Raw genomic sequence first — 18,538 nt, forward strand, 5'->3', positions numbered from 1 at the left:
GCATCAAGGAAAAAGGCCGCTGACGCGGCCTTTTTCTTATCCACTGGTTTTATCCACAGGTTCGCGCGCGCTGGCGGCGGCCTTCTTCCCCGCCCTTGCTGCCGCATAATCACCGTCATGACGCATACCGACACCATCGCCGCCATCGCCAGCGCACCCGGCGCCGCCGGCGTGGGTGTGTTGCGTGTCTCGGGGCCGGCGGTGCCAGCCATCGCCTGTGAGTTGATGGGTCGCGACCCGAGCGCGCGACAAGCGCATTTCACCGCGTTCCGCGAACGCGATGGCGAACTGATCGATCGCGGCCTGCTGCTCTACTTCCCCGCCCCCGCCTCTTACACCGGCGAACACGTGCTCGAACTGCAGGGCCACGGCAGCCCCGTGCTGCTGGATGCCTTGTTGCGCCGCGTGTGCGCGATGGGTGCCCGCCTGGCGCGTCCGGGCGAATTCACCGAGCGGGCCTTTCTCAACGGCAAACTGGATCTAGCCCAGGCCGAAGCGGTAGCCGACCTGATCGCCGCGCGTTCGCAATCGGCCGCGCGCGCCGCGCTACGTTCGATGGAAGGCGTGTTCTCGCACAAGGTGCAAGAGGTGCTACAGGCCTTGATTGCCGTGCGCGTGCATATCGAGGCAGCCATCGATTTTCCCGAGGAGGAAATCGACTTTCTCGCCGACCCGGTGATTCTCCACCAGCTTGACGCGCTGCTCGCGCAGCACGCCGAGCTGTTGCGCGAAGCCCAGCGCGGCGTGCGCCTCAACGACGGTTTGCGCGTGGCCATCATTGGACGTCCAAACGCCGGCAAGTCCAGCCTGTTGAACGCCCTCGCCGGTACGGATCGGGCCATCGTCACGGACATCGCCGGCACCACGCGCGATGTCCTGCGCGAGCAACTCAACCTCGACGGCGTCTCGCTGGAGCTAGCCGACACGGCCGGTTTGCGCGATACGGACGATCCGGTGGAACGCGAAGGCGTGCGACGCGCTCATGGCGAACTTGCCCGCGCCGACGTCGCCCTGCTGGTCACCGATGCCGAGCACGCCGAGCATGATCTCGCCCTGCTGGCCGACCTGCCGGCCAGCGTGGAGCGGCTGGTACTTATCAACAAGATCGACCTCGCCGAGGACAGCGCGCGTATCGAAAACCGCGAAGCGGCCATCTGGCTATGGGCTTCCGCCAAAACCGGCGACGGTCTCGATGCCTTGCGCGAACACCTCAAGCAACTGGCCGGCGCCAGCAGTGGTGAAGGCGCTTTCAGTGCACGTCGGCGCCATGTTCTGGCGCTGGAATTGGCCGGCGATCACCTGCACCGCGCCCGCGAGGTGCTAATCGCCACCCGCGCCGGCGAACTCGCCGCCGAAGAACTGCGCCAAGCCCAGCACGCACTGGGCGAAATCACCGGCACCTACACCAGCGACGATCTGCTGGGCGCCATCTTCAGCTCGTTTTGCATTGGTAAATAGCCCGGGTCATCGCGTGGCGAGATCCTGCGCCGGCGTGCCCTGAGGTTGTCCTACGGAGCGCCGCGCTGCCTGTGGATAACTCCTTGGATAAATCATTTCCACCATGGCTGACAGGCCATTACGGAGCCATCTGCTGACGCGCATGACCAGTCAGCGTTAACATGTTGAGCTTGCTAGCGTAGGCGTTCCCAACCCCAGGCATGCTCACTTTTCTCTTCGGCGGCTTCGGGCTGTCCACGCTTTGGTTGATCCCCCTGATCTGGCAGCTCGCCGCCCGGCTGGTCAAACGCCAGCCCATCGCTGGCAGCGGCGCCATTCGCAGCTGGCTAGGCGCATTGCTGGTGTTGCTGGCCAGCGCCACGCTGGAAGGTCTGGTGATCGATCAGTACACCGACGATGCGCAAGCGGGCGGCGTGGTTTGCCGTGCCTTGTCGCACGGTTTTTCCGGCGTACTGGGTGGTTTGCTGAGCAGCCTGCTGATGCTTGCCGTGCTGGCGTTGGCCTTGCCGTGGTACCTGGGCATGCGCTGGCCAGCGATATTCAGGGGCGTAGTGCAACTTGTGGATAAGTTTGCCGCCCTGTTGCAACGCCTGGTCGAGCGGGTGGCCTCCGGACGCGCCAGCGCGCGTGGTGCGCGCCGTCAGCAAGGTGCGGTGCGTCGCGTGGAACGCCCTGCCCGCGCGCCGAAACGCCAGCGTGGCAATGCGGTGCGCCGAACCAGTGCGACCGCAGCGCCCGCACGCGCAGCCAGCACCACCGAACGCGCGGCAGTGTCGCTGCCTGTGTCCGCGCCGGCACCCGCACCTGCACCGATGGCGCCGGTGAGGCACGCGGCGCGCCACGAGAAGGTGATACGCGAACCCTGGCTTACCCCCAAGCACGGTCGCCCGGCCGCACCCGCGCGACTGGCCGCGCGCCCCGCCGCCAGCACGCCATCGGTCACGGCGGCGGCTGTTGCCGCGTCGTCTCCGTTGGTCGAACCCGCGCCGGCACCTGCGCCGGCGCCGCCGCCTGCATGGCCCGAGCTCTTGGAAGAGCGTGTGGAAGCGGCACCCCTGCCACCCTCCCCGATCGACGTGCCCGCGCCATCGATCGACGCGCAGGCGCATGATCCGCTGGATGACATCGTCGTCGTGCCGGTTGCAGCGGCTACCGAAGTGGCATCCGCGCGACGCTACGCCGCGAACGACGACATGCTGGGAACATCTTCAGGCGCCACGGTATCGGCCCTGCATGCGGCCCCGCTTCGCCAGCGACCCACGGCCGCGTTGCCGCCGCTCAATCTGCTGGCAGCGCCGCGTGGCGAAGTGGCCGCCATCGACGAGCAACAGCTGGCCGACACGGGCACCTTGATCGAACAACGCCTGAGCGAGTTCAAAGTGCCAGTCACGGTGGTCGGCGCGTCGGCCGGTCCGGTGATCACGCGTTTCGAGGTGGAGCCGGCCGTGGGTGTGCGCGGCAACCAGATCGTGGCCTTGATGAAGGATCTGGCCCGCGGCCTGGGGCGCAGCTCCATTCGCGTGGTGGAGACCATTCCGGGCAAGACCTGCATGGGCCTGGAGCTGCCCAACGAACAGCGCCAGATGATCGCGTTGTCGGAAATCCTCAGCGCCCCGGCCTACCGCGATTCCGATTCACTGCTCACGCTGGCCATGGGCAAGGGCATCACCGGCGAGCCGATGGTGGCGGACCTGGCCAAGGCGCCGCATATGCTGGTCGCCGGCACTACCGGCTCGGGCAAGTCGGTGGCGGTGAACGCCATGATCCTGTCGATGCTCTACAAGGCCACGCCCGACGACGTGCGCATGATCATGATCGACCCGAAGATGCTGGAGCTTTCAGTCTATGAAGGTATCCCGCACCTGCTCGCGCCGGTCGTCACCGACATGAAGCTCGCCGCCAACGCATTGGCCTGGTGCGTGGGCGAGATGGAGAACCGCTATCGCCTGATGTCGGACCTGCGCGTGCGCAACCTTGCCGGCTTCAACCAGAAGGTGCGCGAGGCACGGGCGTCTGGACGTCCATTGATGAACCCGTTCCCGACGCATCCGGAAGTGCCGGAAACGCTCGACACGTTGCCGATGATCGTCGTGGTGATCGACGAGCTGGCCGACCTGATGATGGTGGCCGGCAAGAAGATCGAAGAACTCATCGCACGCCTCGCACAGAAGGCGCGCGCAGCCGGCATTCATCTCATCCTCGCCACGCAGCGCCCATCGGTGGATGTCATCACCGGCCTGATCAAGGCGAACATCCCCACCCGCGTGGCCTTTCAGGTATCGAGCAAGATCGACTCGCGCACCATCCTCGACCAGATGGGCGCGGAAAGCCTGCTTGGCCAGGGCGACATGCTGTTCCTGCCGCCGGGCACGGGTTATCCACAACGTATCCACGGTGCCTTCGTTGCCGATGAAGAAGTGCATCGCGTCGTGGCACACCTCAAGCTTTACGGCGAGCCCGACTACAAGGACGAGATCCTCGCCGGCCCACCCAGCGAAGGCTCTGGCGAACTGTTCGGCGAAGAAGGCGGCGACGCCGAACTCGACCCCCTGTACGATGAAGCTGCCGCATTCGTGCTGCGCACGCGCCGCGCATCCATCTCCTTCGTGCAACGCCAGTTCCGCATCGGCTACAACCGCGCCGCGCGACTGGTCGAAGCCATGGAAGCGGCCGGCCTGGTATCACCCATGGGCATTAATGGCCAGCGCGACGTTCTTGCGCCAGCGCCGGCGGAGTGAGCGCACTCAGCCAGCCTGGCTTAGAAACGCATCCAGCTCCGCACGCGTCGGCATGCCGCCCTGCGCGCCCAGGCGAGTGACCGAGAGTGCGGCGGCGGCGCAGGCCTTGCGTACGGCGCCGGGCAAGCCTTCGTGCAGGAACACAGCAAGCGCGGCATTGAAGGTGTCGCCCGCGCCGGTGGTGTCCACGGCCTGCACGGCGAAGCCGGGCTGGTGCGTCGATTCACCGCCGTCGCGGTACCACGCGCCTTCGGCGCCGCGGGTAAGCACCACTGGCGCGGGGGAGCGCTGCATCAGGGCGCGGAAGTCATCCTGTTCATTGGCGCCCAGCAGAATCGCCAGCTCGTGCTGGTTGGGCGTGAGGTAGCGCGCAAGTGTCAGCCATTCGGCGGGCAGCGGCTGGGCGGGTGCGGGGTTGAGGATCACCGGTTTGCCCAGGCGGTGACCCAGGCGCAGCGTGGCTTCGACGGATGCCAGCGGAATCTCCATCTGCACCAGGATCGCGTCCGCCTGCGCGAATACGGCCTGCGCGGCTTCCACCTGCGCCGGTGTCACATGCGCGTTGGCCCCCGGCACCACGATGATGTGGTTGTCGCCTTCGGCCACGGTGATGGAGGCGGTGCCGCTGCCGCAGCCGGCGATGGTGGCGACGTGCTCCAGCGATACGCCCTCGCGGGCAAGGCCTTCGCGCAGCTGCGTGCCGAAGGCATCGTCACCCACCGCGCCGATCAGGGCCACTTGTGCACCGAGTCGGGCGGCGGCAACGGCCTGGTTGGCGCCCTTGCCACCGTGCACGGTGAGAAAGCGATCGCCGAGGATCGTTTCGCCCGGGCCCGCGAAGCGCGACGCCAACGTCACCAGGTCCATGTTGATGCTGCCGACTACGACGACGCGCGTCATACCTGCTCCGTTCTTGCACTGCCGAAGAAACGAAGGAGCATACGGGAACGCGGCAGCCGGCGGTATGTCGGCTACCGTGGTGGGCGAAGAGTGCGTGCTCAGCCGCCGCTGCGCGAGGAGGCGGGGGCCTTCTGGCTGCGACGCTCTTCCGCACGCTCCATGGCCTTTTCGCGCATGGCCTTGAGCTGGTCACGTTGTGCCGGCGTGAGCACTGCGTCGATCTGCGTGGTGGTGCTCTGGGTCAGCGCCATCAGCTTGGCGCGACGGTCGGCGGGCTTGAGGCTGGTGTCCGCGCGCAGTGCCTGCACCTGCTGGTCACGCTGCTGCAGGATGGGTGCGAGCTTTGTTTGCTGGTCGCTGCTGAGCTGCAGTTGCTTGGTCATGCGTTGCAGCTGTTGCTGCGCATTGGGGCCATGCATGTGTTGGTCATGGCCCTTCTCGGTGGTGGCGGCCTCGGGAGCAGCGCTTTGCTGGGCCCACACTCCGCCGGCCAGCGCCAGGCCGAGCATCAGGGTTGCAACGCGGTAGAGACGGTTCATGGCGGCACTCCGGTGGAAACTCTCGCCGTGGAACGCAGGGTTACGTCTCCGCGTTGACGGCGCTGGCTTGAATCCCCCTGGCTCGGCCCGAACTTCAAGGCGATACCGCCCAAGGAAGTATTGCCATGATCGAGCTCTACTACTGGCCCACGCCCAATGGCCACAAGATCACCCTGTTCCTGGAGGAATCGGGCCTGCCCTACACCATCAAGCCGGTGAATATTGGCAAGGGCGAGCAGTTTGCCCCAGCTTTCCTGGCCATTTCGCCCAACAACCGCATGCCGGCCATCGTCGATACCCGGCCAGCGGACGGCGGCGATGCGGTCAGCGTGTTCGAATCGGGCGCCATCCTGCAGTACCTCGCCGAAAAGAGCGGTCGCTTCCTTCCTAGCGACGTACGTGGTCGCTACACCGTGCTGGAGTGGCTCTACTGGCAGGTGGGCGGGTTGGGGCCGATGCTGGGACAGAACCACCACTTCAACCGCTATGCGCCGGAAAAGATTCCCTACGCCATCGACCGCTACGTCAACGAAACGCGGCGCCTGTATGGCGTACTGAACAAGCGGTTGGACGGGCGTGCCTTCATCGCCGGCAAGGACTACACCATCGCCGACATGGCCGCGTATCCATGGATCGTGCCCTACGAAAACCAGGGCATGCAGTTGGACGATTTCCCCCATCTCAAGCAGTGGTTCGAGGCGATTCGCGCTCGCCCCGCCACGCAGCGTGCCTATGCACTGGGCGAAGAGATCAAGGGCAAGTTCGACCTGGCTACCGATGAAGCCGCGCGCAAAGTGCTGTTCGGCCAGGGCGCCAAACCCTGAAAAACAGGGCTTTTGCGCATGATCGCCATGGCGGCGGGTCTATCGAAGGCTCGCCGAGTGTGTGGAATACCTGCGGAAAACACTGGCTTCCCGTGGCATGACGCGTTCTAATCGCCGCATGTAGTTGCGTACGTCGCGTCGCCCAAGGAAGTTTCATGCGCGCCCTCTTGTTTGCCGCCCTCACGTTGGTGGCCCTGCCGACCATGGCCGAAAAACTCACCATTGAACGCATTTTCGATGGCGGTAGCCTCGCTGGCGCAGCGCCGCGTGGGCTGAAGATTTCGCCCGATGGCAGTCGCGTGACGTTTCTGCGAGCACGCCCGGACGACCAGTTCCAACTGGATCTTTGGGAGTACCAGCTCAAGGGCAACAAGACGCGCCTGCTGGTGGATTCGAAAAAGCTCGAACCCAATGGCGAGCAGCTTTCCGATGCGGAAAAGGCGCGCCGCGAGCGCGAACGCACCGCCGGCCTGCGCGGCATCGTGAGCTACCAATGGTCGCCGGACGGCAAGCAGCTGCTCATTCCGATCAACGGCAAGCTCTACGTGTATGCGCTGGCCACGCCCGACGCGGCCCCCAAGCCGCTGGATGCGGGCGACAACGTGATCGATCCCAAGATCTCGCCCAAGGGTCGCTACGTATCCTTCGTGCGCGATCAGAACCTGTGGGTGATCGACCTCACCACCAACGAAACCCGCCAGCTCACCCGCGACGGCGGCGGCACCGTGCACAACGGCGAGGCCGAGTTCGTCGCGCAGGAGGAAATGGATCGCAGCGCCGGCTACTGGTGGGCGCCCGACGATTCGGCCATCGCCTTCGAACGCTACGACGAGGCCAAGGTGCCGGTGACCAAGCGCACCGAGCTTTATGCCGACCATACCGAAGTGGTGGAACAGCGCTACCCCGGTGCCGGCCAGCCCAACGTGGCGGTCAAGCTGGGCCTGGTGGCGCCGGCTGGCGGCGCGGTGCGCTGGGTGGACCTGGGCAAGGGCAGCGACATCTACCTTACCCGCGTGAACTGGCTGCCGGATGCCAAGCACCTCACCTACCAGCGCATGCCGCGCAGCCAGCAACGTCTGGATTTGCGCCTGGTGGATGCCAAGACGCTGGCTCAGCGCACCTTGCTCAGCGAAACCAGCGACACCTGGATCAATCTCAACGACGACCTGCATTTCCTGCAGGACAGCCAGAGCTTCCTGTGGGGCAGCGAGCGCAGCGGTTACCACCATCTCTACCTGTACGGCATCGACGGCAAGCTCAAGCACGCCGTGAGCGAAGGCGAGTGGCCGATCGACGGCGTGCTGGCGGTGAACGAGCATGCCGGCGTGGTCTACGTGAGCTCCAACAAGGACGCCGTGCCCGAGCGCCAGGTCTATGCACTCAAGCTGGACGGCAGCACCGCCAAGGCGCCCCAGCGCATCAGTCAGGGTGCCGGCACGCACATGGCCGAGTTCGCCCCCGACGGCAGTTTCTACCTGGACAACTTCTCCAGCGTGGATACCCCGCCGCAGGTGAGCGTGCACAAACCCGACGGGAGCTTTGTCACCTGGATCGAGCCGAACAAGCTCGATGAGAAGCATCCGTTCTGGAACTACCGCGACAGCCTGATCAAGCCGGAATTCGGCACGCTCAAGGCTGCCGATGGCCAAACCCTGTACTACCGCCTGTACAAGCCCGCCGGCTTCGACCCGAACAAGAAGTACCCGGTGTTCGACATGTACTACGGTGGCCCGCACGCGCAGCTGGTGGTGAATGCGTGGGGTGATTACTTCAATCAGTACATGGCCAACCAGGGCTTTGTGGTGTTCACCTTGGACAATCGCGGCATGGCGCGCCGCGGTCACGCGTTCGAAAAGCCGATCTACCAGCAGCTGGGCGCGGCCGAGGTGGACGACCAGCTGGTCGGCATCCAGTGGCTCAAATCCCAGCCCTGGGTGGATGGCCGCCACATCGGCGTGTTTGGCTGGAGCTATGGTGGCTACATGACCACCATGATGCTGGCCAAAGCATCGGATCAGTTGGCTGGCGGCGTGGCTGTGGCCCCGGTGACCAATTGGCGCCTGTACGACACGTTCTACACCGAGCGTTATCTGGGTCGCCCGCAGGACAACGATGCCGGCTACACGCGCAGCTCACCGTTGGCCTGGCTCGACGGCCTCACTTCCAAGTTGTACTTGGTGCACGGCATGGCCGATGACAATGTGCTGTTCCTCAACTCCACCGAGCTGATGGGCGAGCTGCAAAAGCGCGGTACCCAGTTCCAATTCATGGCCTACCCGGGCGCCAAGCATGGCCTGAATTTACCGGGCCAGCGCAGTCACGTGTATCACCTGATCGAGAATTTCTTTCAGCAACAGGTGAAGGCACCGGCGCCGCCCGCGCGTGAGGCCAAGGCACCCGCGCCAGGGCCGGCCCCGGCGCCCGCCACCACGCGTTGAGGGTGTCAGCCCAACAAAAAAGGCCGGCTTTGCAGCCGGCCTTTTCGTTTCTTGCGTCAGAACTTACTGCGCGTGTTCCACGCCCGAATCGCCCTGCTCCAGCGGCGGCGGTGTACCGGCCACGGCCAGCAAGGCCATGGCATAGCCGTCCTCGATGCTCACGGTGGATACCTCGTCCCACGTGAAGAACGACGCCTCACGCAGCCACTCGGCGTCGGGCGAGATCTCCTGCATGTTGAAGCCTTCTTCTTCCACGCTGATCAGACGGCCGATGTAACACACCTCCGACTCATCCTCGCTGTCCACATGCACACCGATCACCGGAGCCTGCGTAGCGGCGGCCTGGATCACGCTGCGGATATCGTCCAGCGGGAAGCCGCGCGGCGTGCGTGGCATCAGGTGCTTGAGGGCCAGCGCTTTCTCCATGAATGGCGCGTGCTTGTCCGGCGCCTCCAGCTCGGAGACGTCGCGATGGCGCATCACATACATGCCGTCATAGGTGATGCCGTCGCCGACTACCCACAGCAGGAAGAATTCACGGCCTACACCGCCCACATAGCCGCAGAAGCTGCCGTGTTCGAGTTCGCCGCGCCACAACCGAACCAGCTGGTGCTGCTGCTGTGCCTCGCGCAACTGCGCCCGCTGGCCGGTGGTCTTGAGTTCGATCACATTTCCCATGGGTAGAATTTTACCAGCTGGGGCCTTTCCCCTTGTTTACAGGATGTAACGGCTGAGATCTTCGTCCTTGACCAGGGTTCCCAGGTTTTTATCGACATATTCGGCGTCAATCTGGTAGTTTTCGCCGGATTTGTCAGCAGCTTCGTAGGAGATCTTCTCCAGCAGGCGCTCCATGACGGTGTGCAGGCGGCGGGCCCCGATGTTCTCGGTGCGCTCGTTCACCTGGAACGCCACCTCGGCCAGGCGGTCGATGCCCGACTCGGTGAACTCCATGGTTACGCCCTCGGTGCCCAGCAAGGCCACGTACTGCTTGGTCAGCGCGTTGTGCGGCTCGCGCAGGATGCGCTTGAAGTCGTCCACCGACAGCGCGGACAGCTCCACGCGAATCGGCAGACGGCCCTGCAGCTCCGGGATCAGGTCTGAGGGCTTGGCCAGCGAGAACGCACCCGAGGCGATGAACAGCATGTGATCGGTCTTGATCGGGCCGTACTTGGTGGACACGGTGGAGCCTTCCACCAGCGGCAGCAGATCGCGCTGCACGCCTTCGCGGCTCACGCCGGCACCGCCCCATTCGGAGCGCTGGGCGATCTTGTCGATTTCATCGATGAACACGATGCCATTCTGCTCGGCGGCGTGCATGGCCTGGCTGCGCACTTCCTCGTCGTTGAGCAGCTTGGCTGCTTCCTCGTCGATCAGCAGCGGGCGGGCCACCTTGATGGCCAGCTTGCGCTGCTGGGTCTTGGCGCCGCCCAGGTTCTGGAACATCTGGCGCAGCTGCTGGCCCATCTCCTCCATGCCCGGCGGCGACATGATTTCCACGCCGACATTGGCGGAGAAATCCAGTTCGATCTCGCGATCGTCCAGCGCACCCTCGCGCAGCTGCTTGCGCAGCTTCTGGCGCGTGTCGCTCTGCGCGTCGCTGGCAGGCGCGGCATCGTGGGTCCAATCGGTGGGCTGCTGGCGGCGCGGCAGCAGCGCATCGAGGATGCGATCCTCGGCGCGGTCTTCCGCCTGCGTGCGCACGCGCTTCATGGCCTGCTCGCGCGTGAGCTTGTAGGCCACGTCGGCGAGGTCGCGCACGATCGATTCGACATCCTTGCCCACGTAGCCCACTTCGGTGAACTTGGTGGCTTCCACCTTCACGAACGGCGCGTTGGCCAGCGTGGCCAAGCGACGGGCGATCTCGGTCTTGCCCACGCCAGTGGGGCCGATCATCAGGATGTTCTTGGGCGTCACTTCATCGCGCAGCGCCGGCTCCAGCTGCATGCGGCGCCAGCGGTTGCGCAGCGCGATCGCTACGGCGCGCTTGGCGTCGTGCTGGCCGATGATGAAGCGGTCGAGTTCGTTGACGATCTCGCGGGGAGTGAGTTCGGACATAGGTTCACCGGAAAGTGGGGTTTGTCGTCATTCCGGCATTCGCCGGGACCACGACGTCGTCGCCGTCGCGCTGAGCGCTTACAGCTCTTCGATGGTGGTGTTGTGGTTGGTGTAGATGCAGATATCACCGGCGATCTTGAGCGCGCGCTCCACAATGGCGCGAGCGTCCAGGTCGGTGTTCTCCATCAGCGCCAGTGCTGCCGATTGCGCATATGGGCCACCGGAACCGATCGCGATCAGGCCGTGCTCGGGCTCCAGCACGTCGCCGTTGCCGGAGATCAGCAGTGACGCTTCCTTGTCGGCCACGGCGAGCATGGCTTCCAGGCGGCCCAGGCGGCGATCGGTGCGCCACTCCTTGGCCAGCTCCACCGCCGAACGGGTGAGGTTGCCGCCGTGCTTGTCCAACTTCTGCTCGAACAACTCGAACAGCGTGAACGCATCGGCGGTGGCGCCGGCAAAGCCCGCCAGCACGTCGCCCTTGCCAAGGCGGCGGATCTTGCGCGCGTTGGCCTTCATCACCGTATTGCCGAGGGTGACCTGGCCGTCGCCGCCGATCACGACGCGGCCGTGACGGCGCAACGAGACGATGGTGGTGGCGTGAAAGGATTCCATACGATGACTCCGTGAGTGCCCAGAACCGCCCTAGTTGGGGTGATCTACCAGCGATTCAAGGTCGAGGGATATCCCTGCACCTACACATAATTACGTTAATACCTACAAATTATTGAGGCAAAAACTCAATTGCTAACGACTTGACCCGTTCTACGTTGAAGGAGCCGCACTTCCAGGTGCGGCACTACGAGGGAAGTACGAGAAGTCTCATTGCAATGGAGCATGTCATGAAGGCACTACTCGCAATCCTGATTTCGATTCTGATCGCAGATAACGCGCGTGCTGCTTGTAACGTCGACAACAACGGCTATGTGAAATGCCCTGCGGGCTATTGCACCACAAGGTCAGGGCCGGATGCATTTGTATTGAACGCCGCTCAGCAAGCCATAACGACCGCCAATCTATGCCCAGGCGCCGCCATCTATGTCGTCGGTACGAAACAGTTTCCTGGTGGTTACGCGACATTCGAGTACAACTTCGAAGTGAACGGCAGTGGTGCTGCAGTTTTCCAGTATCTAGAAATAGACAATGACCAGACGCTCCCCAAAGGTGATCCGACATGGGCCACGTTGGGTGCGTGGTTCAACAATTTTGGTGTACCTACGCAAGTGGTTTGGGGGCATGTCACTCGCCAGTTCTGAGGGCATCATCAACCTGATTTGCCCGAGACTCGCTAGAAACTATCTATTGCAGACACGTTGAGGAACGTGCTCGTCACTGTCATTTGGGGCATCTGACCAAGAAGCAGAGTCTATTGCGCATCGACGGCAGTCGATGCGCAACTCTCAAGTGTCAGCGGGTGGCTTCTTGAGGTTTGGAGCGAAGCTACTTGTGTTTTGACTTGGCCCTGGGATGCGCCGCGTCATAGACCCTGGCCAGATGCTGGAAATCCAGGTGCGTGTAGATCTGGGTGGTGGCGATGTCGGCGTGGCCGAGCAGCTCCTGCACGGCGCGCAGGTCGCCAGAGGATTCGAGCATGTGGCTGGCGAACGTGTGGCGCAGCAAGTGCGGGTGCACGCGCTTGGGCATGCCCAGTTGCAGCGCGATGGTTTTTAGGCGCAATTGCACGGCGCGCTGGCTGATCGGCGCACCGCCGCGGCCCTTGAACACCGGCAACTCCGGCTGCATGCCTTCAGCTTGGCCCAGCGCCTGCAGTGCAGCGATGGCATGGCGGCCCACTGGCACGATGCGGGTTTTCGCGCCCTTGCCCAGCACGCGTACCTCGCCGGTGTGCAGATCCAGATCCAGCCAGCGCAGGCCAGTGAGTTCGGACAGGCGCAGGCCGGAGGAATAGAACAACTCCAGCATGGCGCGGTCGCGTAGGTTCAGGCTACCTTCGCCGGGGCCTTCCACCAATTGCGCGGCTTCATCCACGTCCAATACTTGCGGCAGCTTGCGATGCACTTTGGGGCCGCGCACGCCGGCTAGCGGATCGTGTGCGAGCGTGCCTTCGCGGGTGAGGTGGCGGAACAAGCTACGGCAGGAGGAGAGCAGTCGCTGCAGGCTCTTGGGCGACAGGCCGCCGCGATGCTCGCTAGCGACGAAGCCGCGCATGCGGTGCGCGTCGAGAGCATCGAAGCGATCCACGCCCTGGTGCTTCATCCAGCGCAGCAGCTTGCCTAGATCGCGGCGGTAGCCATCCACGGTGTGCACCGATGCATGGCGCTCGCCCGCCAGACGGGCGAGCCAGGCGTCGACCTGTTCCTGCGGGGTCATGCGGCAGCCTTCGTTTACACGCCTTCGTGCGAACGGCGCAGCGCGGCGGTGACAGTGGCGGCGATCATCTTCAGGAACAGCGTACCCATGCCGGGCTGGAAATGATCCGCATCGCTGCTGCCGATCGCCAGGATGCCGAACTCGCCCAGCGGCATGATCGCCGAGGAATGGATCTCCGGTGCGTGTTCGCCGAATAGACGGTACAGGCGCTCGGCGGACAAACGACCGGACACCGGTTCATGGTTGGCGAGAAAGTCGCTGAACTCCGGTAGCGAGGCGCGGCCACCGGGTACGTGCACGAGCCAGTCGGCTGGCGGCAGGCTGATGGCACCAAACAGCAGCAGGCGCACTTGGTCGGTCTGGAAATCCTCCGCCAGTCGCGCCACCACGCTGCGGGCCGCTACGGCAGGTGTGGTGGCGCGCAGCACGGCTACGTTGAGGTCGTGTACGCGCTGCATCAGCCGCTCGTTCTCGGCGGCGATGCCCATCAGGTTGGCGAGCTGGCGCTCCAGCTCGGTGTTCTTTTCGCGCAGGCTCTGCAACTGGTAAACCGCCAGCGATGCCACCGGCCCCTGCTCGCGCGGCAGGGTGAGCTGCGCGGCCAGGTCAGGGTAATCGCTAAGAAATTCGGGGTGGCGGCGCAGATACGCGGCCACATCGCTGGCGCTCAGGGTGTCGGCGAAGGCGGTGTCGGACATGCGCGTTACCTCAAACCGGTGGGTTGGAACGGTGCCTTGTAGGGCCGAGTGTCGAGGTTCGTGGGCCCGCTTTCAACGTACCGTGGATGAATCGAGCCATTCGCCCTCGAACACGAAGGCTGCCGGTCCGGTCATCCACAGCGTATGGCCGAGGCCGGCCCAGTCGATGGTGAGTTCGCCGCCAGGCAAGGCTACGCGCACGCGCTCGCCGACGACGCCGCGCCGATGCAGCACCGCCATGGCTGCACAGGCCCCAGTGCCGCAGGCCTGGGTCCAGCCGGCGCCGCGCTCGTGCACGCGCAGGCGCAACTGCTCGCGGTTCACCACCTGTGCAAAGCCGGTGTTGGCAAGTTGTGGAAAACGCGGGTGGCTGGTGATGGCCGGCCCGAGTTGCTCCAGCGCGGGCGCCGCAAGATCCGTCACCACGACCACGGCATGGGGATTGCCCATGGACACCACGCCGATCTCCAGCGCCTGCCCTTCCACCATCAAGGTGTGTTGCTCGGCGTCGTCCGTGGCCTCGAAAGGAATACGCGCAGGTTCGAACTGCGGTACGCCCATGTCCACGGTGACTTCGTTGGGCCCGCTCAGGCGCACCGTTACCGGACCCGAAGGGCTTTCCAATCGCACGGTATCGCCAAGGGCCAGTTCGCCGGCGCGATGCAGCCACGCAGCCACGCAACGCACGCCGTTGCCGCACTGGCCCGACGGCGTGCCATCGGCATTCCAGATGCCGTAGTAGAACGCGCAGGTGGGATCGCGCCGCGGCTCGATGCTGATCAGCTGGTCGAAACCCACGCCGGTGTGGCGATCGGCGATGGCGCGAATCTGCGCCGCGTCGAGCGCGAACGGCTGGTGGCGGCAATCGAGCATGACAAAGTCATTGCCGATGCCGTGCATCTTGGTGAAGTGCAGGCGCATTACATGAACTTGCCGCCGACGATGCGGCCTTGCGCATCCAATTCGGCGAAATAGCGGCTGTTGTTGTTGCGCAGCTCTCGGGTGCTCGGCATGCCCGGCGTCACCAGCAGCACATCGGGGTAGGTGGCGCGGAACTGTTCGGGCGTGGGATGCGTGTCGATGAAGGCATTGAACGCCGTCACGTCGGTCACGAAGCCATGCACCACCGTGGGCGCTGCGGTGGCGGCCGGTGTTGCCGCTGCGGCCGTAGCGGCGGGCGCAGCCGGCTTTACTGGCGCGGCGGCGGGCGCCGGCGTCGGCTTGGGCAGGTACAGCGGGCCCTTGTTGCCGCAACCGGCCAGCAAGGCAGCGGCGGAGCACAGCGGGAGCAGTAGCAGGGTTCGGCGCATGGACATGGTTTCCGGCAGGGACCGGTGGAGTATAGGCAAGCCACCTACAGCCTGCGAGCGATGCGCCGATGCGGGAACCCCACGCAGCAGGCGGGGCAACCGCTATCATGCGGCCGTCGCCGCCCCGGTGCGGTACGGAAGTAAAAGCACAAAGATGGATTGGACCGCGCTGCTGCGCCTGCCGACGACGATCCTGCTGATCCTGGCAGTGATCACCCTGTTCTTCACACTGGTGCAATTGGTGGCGCTGCGCGAGCGATTGCACAGCGGACAGTCGCTGGCCGCGGCTGCCCGTGCGGCGCTCGTACTGGTGACCTTTGCGTTGACCGTGATGCTGGCCGGCATGGGCTTGGCCTTGCGCGGTTACCGGCTCTGGTCGGAAGAGGCTCCGGTGGTGGAGATCAATGCGCGCATTCTCTCGCCCCAGCGCTGGGCGCTCACTCTGCACTGGCCCGATGGCGCCAGCCGCGAGGTGCAGGTGGCAGGCGATGCCTGGCGCCTGGAGGCGGTAGTGTTGAAATGGAAGAGCGGCGCCCTGCTCGCCGGTTTGCCGCCGCTGTATCGGATCGATCGCCTCTCCGGTCGCTACGACGACGCAGCGCAGGAAGCCCAGGCCCCGCGTACCGTGGTGGACTTCAAAGAAGCTGGCGACTTCGACCTGCTCGACCTGCACAAGCAATATCCGACGTGGGTGCCGGCGGTGGATGCGTTGTTCGGCAGTGGCGTGTATCTGCCCCTGGTCGATCAGGGGCACTACTCGGTCGGCCTGATGCGCACCGGCGCCCTCGTGGCGCGCCCTGATGACGCCACCGCGCAACGCATCGCCCAACCCTTCTGAGGCTTAGCGCAGGCCGCGCCCGGCGCGCCCTTCGCTCGGCCGCGCGTCCATCATCTGCTTCCTCACCGTAGGTGGTGAGGTATGCAAAAGCACCGGCAAGCGGGCGCCAATCACGAAAGCACCGGCTTTCGCGTGGTTTCAGTCCAGGGTCTTCTCGTAGCGCCAAGCATCGGCACCGTCGCCGTAGTAGCGCGCGTAGTGGCCGATGCGGTGATAGCCCAGGCGTTCGTAGAGGCGGATGGCGGTGTCGTTGTCCGTGCGCACTTCCAGCCGCAGCGATGTGCAGCGTCGGCGTCGCGCGGCCTGCTCGGCGGCATCGAGCAAGGCTGACCCTACGCCCTTGCCTCGTGCCTCGGCGTGGGTGGCGATGGAGTACAGGCGAGCCACCTGCGAGCCTTTGCGAAAGAACACCACGGCCGTGCCCAGGAACTTCCGGTGATTGGCACTGGCGACCAGCACTTGCGCGGTTTCGCTGTCCAGGTGGCGGCGGTATTGCGCGCGGCTCAGGCGATCCGTCGCAAAGCTGCGCTCCTCCAGCGATACCAGGTCATCGAGATCGGAAAGTTCGGCGCGGCGCACGCGTACGGCGGCGGTCGCGGGCAGGGGCGTCATCAACGGAGGATCCCGGCGGGCAAGCGGACAAGGCGCGCACTCTAGTCCCGTCACCTCCGGGGAGCAATCGCGACCTTTGGGGCATTTAATCTTGCTTCAGTGCGGTGTCTTGTGCCGTGCGCTGGCTGTGCCACACTGCGGCCCTTGTGCGGTGCCGCCCCGTTTCCCCACGTGACGACACTCAAAGGGTTTGCTTCCATCGAGGTGTCATGACCCGTCTCGTCATTGTCGTGGAGAAGGCCTCCGACTGGAGCTCCTACTACCCGTCCGTCGACGTCGTAACCGCCATGGACTACCTGCGCGAGCCGGTGGGCGTGGACGATGAGCGCACACACGTCATCAACCTGTGCCGCAGCTACAAGTACCTGGGCACGGGCTATTACGTGTCGCTGCTCGCCGAGGCGCGCGGCCACCGCGTGATGCCGTCGGTGCGCACGGTGAACGACCTGCGCCGCCGCTCGCTGTATGGCCTGGATATCGAAGACCTCAGCACCAAGCTCACCCACTTCCTGCCCGCCGGCGGTCGCGACACTACCGACTTCGGCATCCTGGTCTACTTCGGCCAGACCGCCTACCCCGACCTGCAGGACCTGGCCCGCCAGGTGTTCGAAATGTTTCCCTGCCCGCTGCTGCGCATCGAATTCGAGCGCGACCGCGTGTGGCAGGTGAGCGCGATCAAACCGGTGGGCCTGCATACGCTGGTGGATCAGCAAGAAGATGCCTTCGCCGAAGAGCTTGACCGCTTCAGCAAGAAACTGTGGCGCAAGCCCAAGGCGCGAAAGCAATTTCGCTACGACGTGGCGATGCTGGTGGACCCGGCCGAACTCATGCCGCCCTCCAACAAGAAGGCGCAGAAGCTGTTCATTGCCGCCGGCAAGGAGCTGGGTATCGAGGTCGATCCCATCGGCAAGAACGATTACCAGCGGCTCGCTGAGTACGACGGCCTGTTCATTCGCGAAACGACCGCCAGCGACAACCACACTTACCGCTTTGCGCATCGCGCCGAGCGCGAAGGCATGGTGGTGATCGACGATCCCACCTCCATCCTCCGCTGCACCAACAAGATCTTCCTCAATGACTTGATGGTGTCGCACAAGCTCGCGGTGCCGCGTACCGAGATTCTCTATCGCGACGATGCCAAGGGCTTGAAAGAGGTCGCCAAGCGGCTGGGCTATCCACTGGTGCTTAAGATCCCCGACGGGTCTTTCTCACGCGGTGTGGTCAAGGTGGAGAACGAGCAGGCGCTGGGCCAAGCCACCGCCGAGCTGTTCCAGCACAGTGCGCTGTTACTGGCGCAGGAGTTCGTCTACACCGAGTACGACTGGCGCATCGGCGTGCTCAATGGCGAGGCGCTATACGCGTGCAAATATTTCATGTCCCGCGGTCATTGGCAGATCTATAACCACGGCGCCAAGGGCGCATCCAAGACAGGGGATTCGGAGACCATTCCCATCGAGAAGGCGCCGTCGGATGTGGTCAAGCTTGCACTCAAGGCCACCCAGGCCGTCGGCAACAGCCTCTACGGCGTGGACATCAAACGCGTGGGCGACAAGCCGGTGGTGATCGAGGTAAACGACAACCCATCGATCGACGCCGGTGTGGAAGACGAGTACCTGGGCGAAGAGCTGTATCGCCGCATCATGAAGGAATTTCTGCGCCGCATGGAGCGCAAGCGCCTGGGCGTGGTGGATTGACGGCCACACGCACGGCAAACCGCGCCTCATCGTGTTGCGAGTCTGCTGCAAGGCGTTAGGCGAACCCGATGGGTGGGGTGATTCCGGCAGGCCATCCGTGGACTGC

The 18,538-nt window shown here is 64.5% G+C and carries 16 protein-coding genes and 2 pseudogenes; 8 read left to right on the top strand and 10 right to left on the bottom strand.

Annotation, left to right across the window (positions count from 1 at the left end; all coding sequences use genetic code 11):
* Positions 1-117: 117 nt before the first annotated feature.
* The 3 genes and pseudogenes from mnmE to AC3G2C_RS15565 all read left to right on the top strand — a co-directional run.
* A complete protein-coding gene (gene mnmE / locus AC3G2C_RS15555) occupies positions 118-1,458 on the top strand; it encodes a tRNA uridine-5-carboxymethylaminomethyl(34) synthesis GTPase MnmE (protein ID WP_488385543.1) in 1,341 nt (446 codons plus the stop codon).
* A 200-nt stretch (positions 1,459-1,658) separates the two neighbouring features.
* Positions 1,659-1,991: pseudogene (locus tag AC3G2C_RS15560) on the top strand (DNA translocase FtsK 4TM domain-containing protein); the annotation flags it as partial.
* Between the two features lie 735 nt (positions 1,992-2,726).
* Positions 2,727-4,196: pseudogene (locus AC3G2C_RS15565) on the top strand (DNA translocase FtsK); the annotation flags it as partial.
* Positions 4,197-4,202: 6 nt separating this feature from the next.
* On the opposite strand, the gene rbsK reads toward AC3G2C_RS15565, so the two are convergent.
* Both rbsK and AC3G2C_RS15575 read right to left on the bottom strand, forming a co-directional pair.
* Positions 4,203-5,096, bottom strand: coding sequence for a ribokinase (gene rbsK / locus AC3G2C_RS15570; RefSeq protein ID WP_488385544.1), 894 nt, complete (start codon positions 5,094-5,096; stop codon positions 4,203-4,205).
* Positions 5,097-5,194: 98 nt separating this feature from the next.
* Complete coding sequence (locus AC3G2C_RS15575; protein WP_488385545.1) at positions 5,195-5,635, bottom strand: hypothetical protein; 441 nt, start codon at positions 5,633-5,635, stop codon at positions 5,195-5,197.
* A gap of 125 nt (positions 5,636-5,760) precedes the next feature.
* Here AC3G2C_RS15575 and AC3G2C_RS15580 point away from each other — a divergent pair, with 125 nt between their 5' ends.
* On the top strand, positions 5,761-6,459 hold the full coding sequence (locus AC3G2C_RS15580; protein ID WP_488385546.1) for a glutathione S-transferase N-terminal domain-containing protein: 699 nt from the start codon (positions 5,761-5,763) through the stop codon (positions 6,457-6,459).
* 155 nt (positions 6,460-6,614) lie between these two features.
* Positions 6,615-8,897: a S9 family peptidase gene (locus tag AC3G2C_RS15585; protein ID WP_488385547.1), complete on the top strand. Its 2,283-nt coding sequence runs from the start codon at positions 6,615-6,617 to the stop codon at positions 8,895-8,897.
* A gap of 63 nt (positions 8,898-8,960) precedes the next feature.
* On the opposite strand, the gene AC3G2C_RS15590 is transcribed toward AC3G2C_RS15585, so the two are convergent.
* From AC3G2C_RS15590 to hslV, 3 genes are all read right to left on the bottom strand, one after another.
* Positions 8,961-9,575: a hypothetical protein gene (locus tag AC3G2C_RS15590; protein WP_488385548.1), complete on the bottom strand. Its 615-nt coding sequence runs from the start codon at positions 9,573-9,575 to the stop codon at positions 8,961-8,963.
* A gap of 36 nt (positions 9,576-9,611) precedes the next feature.
* Positions 9,612-10,952: an ATP-dependent protease ATPase subunit HslU gene (gene hslU, locus AC3G2C_RS15595; RefSeq protein WP_488385549.1), complete on the bottom strand. Its 1,341-nt coding sequence runs from the start codon at positions 10,950-10,952 to the stop codon at positions 9,612-9,614.
* A gap of 78 nt (positions 10,953-11,030) precedes the next feature.
* Positions 11,031-11,564, bottom strand: a complete 534-nt coding sequence (gene hslV, locus AC3G2C_RS15600) for an ATP-dependent protease subunit HslV (RefSeq protein ID WP_488385550.1) — start codon at positions 11,562-11,564, stop codon at positions 11,031-11,033.
* A 227-nt stretch (positions 11,565-11,791) separates the two neighbouring features.
* Between hslV and AC3G2C_RS15605 the strand changes: the two genes are divergently transcribed.
* Positions 11,792-12,205: a hypothetical protein gene (locus tag AC3G2C_RS15605; protein ID WP_488385551.1), complete on the top strand. Its 414-nt coding sequence runs from the start codon at positions 11,792-11,794 to the stop codon at positions 12,203-12,205.
* Between the two features lie 184 nt (positions 12,206-12,389).
* Here AC3G2C_RS15605 and xerC read toward each other — a convergent pair whose 3' ends face one another.
* The 4 genes from xerC to lptM form a co-directional block, all read right to left on the bottom strand.
* Entirely contained in the window at positions 12,390-13,280 is an 891-nt protein-coding gene (xerC, locus tag AC3G2C_RS15610) for a tyrosine recombinase XerC (RefSeq protein ID WP_488385552.1), read from the bottom strand.
* Between the two features lie 14 nt (positions 13,281-13,294).
* Positions 13,295-13,978, bottom strand: coding sequence for a DUF484 family protein (locus AC3G2C_RS15615; RefSeq protein ID WP_488385553.1), 684 nt, complete (start codon positions 13,976-13,978; stop codon positions 13,295-13,297).
* A 72-nt stretch (positions 13,979-14,050) separates the two neighbouring features.
* Complete coding sequence (gene dapF, locus AC3G2C_RS15620; protein WP_488385554.1) at positions 14,051-14,899, bottom strand: diaminopimelate epimerase; 849 nt, start codon at positions 14,897-14,899, stop codon at positions 14,051-14,053.
* A complete protein-coding gene (gene lptM / locus AC3G2C_RS15625; RefSeq protein WP_488385555.1) occupies positions 14,899-15,288 on the bottom strand; it encodes an LPS translocon maturation chaperone LptM in 390 nt (129 codons plus the stop codon). The genes dapF and lptM overlap by 1 nt, the downstream gene beginning before the upstream one ends.
* Positions 15,289-15,442: 154 nt before the next feature.
* Here lptM and AC3G2C_RS15630 point away from each other — a divergent pair, with 154 nt between their 5' ends.
* A complete protein-coding gene (locus tag AC3G2C_RS15630; RefSeq protein WP_488385556.1) occupies positions 15,443-16,126 on the top strand; it encodes a hypothetical protein in 684 nt (227 codons plus the stop codon).
* A gap of 138 nt (positions 16,127-16,264) precedes the next feature.
* Here AC3G2C_RS15630 and AC3G2C_RS15635 read toward each other — a convergent pair whose 3' ends face one another.
* On the bottom strand, positions 16,265-16,738 hold the full coding sequence (locus AC3G2C_RS15635; protein ID WP_488385557.1) for a GNAT family N-acetyltransferase: 474 nt from the start codon (positions 16,736-16,738) through the stop codon (positions 16,265-16,267).
* A gap of 209 nt (positions 16,739-16,947) precedes the next feature.
* On the opposite strand from AC3G2C_RS15635, the gene AC3G2C_RS15640 reads away from it, so the two are divergent.
* Positions 16,948-18,432 (top strand): RimK family ATP-grasp domain-containing protein, encoded by a 1,485-nt coding sequence (locus AC3G2C_RS15640; protein ID WP_488385558.1) that lies wholly within the window; start codon positions 16,948-16,950, stop codon positions 18,430-18,432.
* The last annotated feature ends 106 nt before the right edge of the window (positions 18,433-18,538 follow it).

The sequence above is a fragment of the Frateuria sp. sgz306004 genome, assembly GCF_057750885.1.

Bases quoted from the DNA above. Each gene is read 5' to 3' on its own strand.
- AC3G2C_RS15635 (WP_488385557.1), bottom strand. From the start codon at position 16,738: ATGACGCCCCTGCCCGCGACCGCCGCCGTACGCGTGCGCCGCGCCGAA.
- dapF (WP_488385554.1), bottom strand. From the start codon at position 14,899: ATGCGCCTGCACTTCACCAAGATGCACGGCATCGGCAATGACTTTGTC.
- AC3G2C_RS15640 (WP_488385558.1), top strand. From the start codon at position 16,948: ATGACCCGTCTCGTCATTGTCGTGGAGAAGGCCTCCGACTGGAGCTCC.
- AC3G2C_RS15580 (WP_488385546.1), top strand. From the start codon at position 5,761: ATGATCGAGCTCTACTACTGGCCCACGCCCAATGGCCACAAGATCACC.
- hslU (WP_488385549.1), bottom strand. From the start codon at position 10,952: ATGTCCGAACTCACTCCCCGCGAGATCGTCAACGAACTCGACCGCTTC.
- AC3G2C_RS15590 (WP_488385548.1), bottom strand. From the start codon at position 9,575: ATGGGAAATGTGATCGAACTCAAGACCACCGGCCAGCGGGCGCAGTTG.
- hslV (WP_488385550.1), bottom strand. From the start codon at position 11,564: ATGGAATCCTTTCACGCCACCACCATCGTCTCGTTGCGCCGTCACGGC.
- mnmE (WP_488385543.1), top strand. From the start codon at position 118: ATGACGCATACCGACACCATCGCCGCCATCGCCAGCGCACCCGGCGCC.
- AC3G2C_RS15585 (WP_488385547.1), top strand. From the start codon at position 6,615: ATGCGCGCCCTCTTGTTTGCCGCCCTCACGTTGGTGGCCCTGCCGACC.
- AC3G2C_RS15605 (WP_488385551.1), top strand. From the start codon at position 11,792: ATGAAGGCACTACTCGCAATCCTGATTTCGATTCTGATCGCAGATAAC.
- lptM (WP_488385555.1), bottom strand. From the start codon at position 15,288: ATGCGCCGAACCCTGCTACTGCTCCCGCTGTGCTCCGCCGCTGCCTTG.
- AC3G2C_RS15630 (WP_488385556.1), top strand. From the start codon at position 15,443: ATGGATTGGACCGCGCTGCTGCGCCTGCCGACGACGATCCTGCTGATC.
- xerC (WP_488385552.1), bottom strand. From the start codon at position 13,280: ATGACCCCGCAGGAACAGGTCGACGCCTGGCTCGCCCGTCTGGCGGGC.
- rbsK (WP_488385544.1), bottom strand. From the start codon at position 5,096: ATGACGCGCGTCGTCGTAGTCGGCAGCATCAACATGGACCTGGTGACG.
- AC3G2C_RS15615 (WP_488385553.1), bottom strand. From the start codon at position 13,978: ATGTCCGACACCGCCTTCGCCGACACCCTGAGCGCCAGCGATGTGGCC.
- AC3G2C_RS15575 (WP_488385545.1), bottom strand. From the start codon at position 5,635: ATGAACCGTCTCTACCGCGTTGCAACCCTGATGCTCGGCCTGGCGCTG.